This window comes from Corallococcus sp. CA053C (genome assembly GCF_003611675.1).
In the GTDB taxonomy this organism is placed as follows: Bacteria; Myxococcota; Myxococcia; order Myxococcales; family Myxococcaceae; genus Corallococcus.
In genome coordinates, this window is record NZ_RAWA01000641.1 from 1 (window position 1) to 3,432 (window position 3,432).

General features: G+C 74.7%; 2 protein-coding genes. Both read right to left on the reverse strand.

Features of this window, described 5'->3' with window-relative positions; all coding sequences use genetic code 11:
• Nucleotides 1-235 (reverse strand): hypothetical protein (locus D7V97_RS41430; RefSeq protein WP_147445213.1); only part of this gene is annotated, 235 nt, incomplete at its 3' end.
• Nucleotides 232-3,267: an MG2 domain-containing protein gene (locus tag D7V97_RS41435; protein WP_368669018.1), complete on the reverse strand. Its 3,036-nt coding sequence runs from the start codon at nucleotides 3,265-3,267 to the stop codon at nucleotides 232-234. The genes D7V97_RS41430 and D7V97_RS41435, both read right to left, overlap by 4 nt.
• Between the last annotated feature and the right edge of the window lie 165 nt (nucleotides 3,268-3,432).

A 3,432-nucleotide genomic window follows, 5' to 3' on the forward strand; every position in this document is an offset into this window, starting at 1 on the left:
CGCCCAGTCCCTTCGAGCCAAAGGAACTCAGGGTCTTGCGCTTCTGCATCGGCGGCGGGGCCGCCTCGGCATACCCTTCCGCCATCGGAGGAGCCATGGTCGCGACAGGCATCGGCTCGGCCGCGAGCGCGTAGGCAGCGGTCTCGCCGTTGCGCATCATCGCCACGGCCCATACGCCCATCACGAAGCCCACCACGAGGCCACCGGCCCCGACCTTCATCGCACGCGAGCTCATGGCGACTCCCGGGCGACCCACGCGCCCCAGTTCACGACGTCTTCCGGCAACCGCGTTCCACTCACCACCACCGCGCGGGGATCCGTCAGCTCCAGCAAGTCCGACGGCAGGCGCGACAGCCGCAGCTTGCGGCCGAACGCATCCGTCACCTTCTCCCCGCGCTGCTCACACGCGGCGAGCGACGCCGTCCACAGCCGGGCGAGGCCCGCCGGATCCAACGTCTCGCCCGCGGGCGCCGTCTGCTCCCACTTGCGCGTCTGCGCGTGCAGCTCCGTCAGCACCGCGTAGAAGGGCTCCGTCAGCTCCGCGTCCGGGGAGAAGGGCGTGGTCGCGCTCGCCGCCACGCGCGTCTCCAGCTCCTCCGGCGCGGGCACCTGCGTCACCCGCAGGAGCGCCGCCGCCGCCGCGTTCGCGCCGCGGATCCGCCCCATCGTCAGCGCCTGGCCGTCCAGCACGCCAAAGGCCGGCGAGGACACCGTGGGCGAGGGCCGCAGGCCATCCAGCGCATCCGCGCCCGGCAGCGGCGCGAGCTGTGACAGCGTCTCGTCCACGCCGAAGAGGCCCACCGCCGCCGCGCCGTCCTTGCCGTCCACGACCGTGTGGACCTGCAGGTGCGCCAGCGCTCCGGGCGCGTACGCGGGCTTGTCCGGCGACACCTCCACCGTCAGCTTCGCGCGCGGCGCCACGTACACGCGCGCCTGCGCTTCCACGCCCTCCACCTGGGCCCAGCCCTCGAAGTCCGCGGGCAGCGTGAAGCGCGCCGAGCGCGTGGCCATGTCCACCGTCTCCTTCAGCCGCGCCTGCCCCGCCACCAGCACCAGCGTCCGGGGCAGGTCGCCCTGGAAGCCCGGGCCGCGCAAGAGCTCCACCTTCACGACCTCGCCCGCCTTCGCCAGCACGGGCGTCGCCCGCAGGCGCAGGACCGGCAGCCGCGCGGGGCGCACCACCCACTTCGTCTCGCCCACGTCCTGGCCGTCCCACTTCGCCCGCACCTTGAGCTCGTAGCCGAGGAACGTGGTGGCCTGCGCCTGACGGGCCTGCCCCGGCCCTTCCTGGGGCTCCACGGTGAAGTGCACCACGCCCATGGAGGCCCCTTGCGGCGAGCCGTCCTCCAAGGCCTCCGGCGTTGGCGCCGGCACGCGGATCCGCGCGAAGCGCTCCTTGATGCACGCGAGCACCGTCGTGGGGAGCACCGGCTCCCGCGACGTCCCCGGGACCCACGACACCGCCACGTCCCGCTGCCCGGCCACCTGTCGCCACGCCAGCGTGATGGGCAGCTCCGAGGACTCCGACAGGGTGGGCGGCAGGCACGCGCGCGCATCCAGCGCGGGGACGGCCAGGGCTTCGACCACTGCGTCCGGTTCACCGAAGGCCGCCTGCGGCTCCAGCTCCAGCAGGGGCAGGCCGGGATCCGTGACGGAGAACTGCATCACGAGCATCCGCTCCCTGCCAGACGACAGCGCACGACTACGCAGCACCGTCGCCACGCACGCGCAGGGCCCCTCCTCGGCGCCGACCACGTCCTGCACCTGCCCCGACGGGGCCACCCGCGCCGCGAGCTCCACCGTGGCGGACCCGGTGGACGGAGAGACGAAGCGCGCGCAGGGATGCAGCGCGGGCAGCAGGCGCTCCAGCGCGAGCTGATCCGCCATCGACGCCTGCTCTTCCTCGTCGTTGTTCAACAGGTCCCGCGCCGACGCCAGGCTCACGGGCGGCGGGCGCGGCAGCACGCGCACGGGCTGCGGCGGCACCACCACGTTCACCGCGGGGCCCGGGTCCAGCTGGAAGGCGGCCACGCCGTCCTCGTCCGCCACCGCGCGCACGCCCGGATCCGCCGGATCCCACGCGCGCGTCACCGTCACCTCCGCGCCCGGCAGCACCCGGCCCGACGCGGTGGTGGCGCGCAGGTACACGCGGTTGCTGAAGCCCGCGACGAGCCCGTCCTCCAGCTCCGTCACCGCGGACACGGCCAGCGCGTCCTCGGACAGCAGCAGCGACACCGCGCCCCGCACCGGCTCGCCCGTGGCGTCCTTCGCCTCCAGGCGGGCGCTCAGCGTCACCTGCCCGCGCAGGTCCGCGGGCACGCGCGGCAGCGTCACCCGGAAGCGGCCCGACGCGTCCGTGCGGACCTTCTGGGGAAGCTCGCCCTTGAGCCACTCCGGCGGAGGCGGCCACGCGCCCGCATGGCTCCACGTGAGCGCCACGTCCGAGTCCGCCACCGGCGCGCCGGACGCGTAGGACACCTGCCCTGTCACCTCCGGCGTCTCGTTCGCGCGCCAGAAGGGCTTCGGGCTCTGGGCCTCCATCCGCAGACGCGGCAGGCTGAAGGGCTCCACCGTGAAGCGCGACTCGCCGGACGCGCCGCCGCTGGTCCACGCCACCGTCCACTCGCCCGTGTTCGCGCCCCGGTCCAGCGGAAGGTCCCCGGCCACCACGCCCCAGGGCCCCGCGGGGGCGCGCTCCTCCAGCACCACCTCCCCGGTGGGGTCCATCACCTTCCACGTCCCCGGCCGCCCGTCGAGCGGCGACAGGTCCTTCGCGCGCAGCACCACCGCGCGGAAGCGCACCCGGTGCCCGGGCTCATACAGGGGCCGGTCCGTCAGCACCCGCACCCGCGCGGGCGCGTACAGCGGCAGGGCCGCCTCCACCGTGTCGCTGCCCAGCGGCGTGGTGACGCGCGCGCGCAGCCGGTAGTCGCCGTCCGGCACCTGAGGCAGCGTCATCGGCGCCGTCAACGGTCCATTGCCTTCGCGCTCCCAGCGGGATTGTTCGTCCACCGGCAGGGGCGTCTCCTTGCCGGCCGCGTCCACCAGGAACAGCGCCGCGGTGCCCCGGCCCACGGGCGCCCGCAGGACGTTGCCCTGTTCGTCCACCGCGTGCGCCTCCGCCCAGACCGCCACGCGACTGGAAGCGCCTCGCGCCAGGCCGTCGGCGGACAGCCCCGCCGTCTGGCGGAACGCGCCGTCCGGGCACTGGTGGACCTCCACGCCCTGGAACACCCAGGCGGAGAGACACCGCCCGGACGCGGCCATGGCCAGGCCTCCCCCCACGAGCAAAACGCCAAGCCCGCCGGCGACCCACCGCCGACGCTGGATGCGACCCGTCATGCACTCACCCCGTTCATCCACTGTACGCCGGAACACCCGGGGAAGGTCCCGCCCCCCACCCCTTTGCGGTGTCCTCGGGTGGGTGGGCTA

Bases quoted from the DNA above. Each gene is read 5' to 3' on its own strand.
- D7V97_RS41435 (WP_368669018.1), bottom strand. From the start codon at position 3,267: ATGGCCGCGTCCGGGCGGTGTCTCTCCGCCTGGGTGTTCCAGGGCGTG.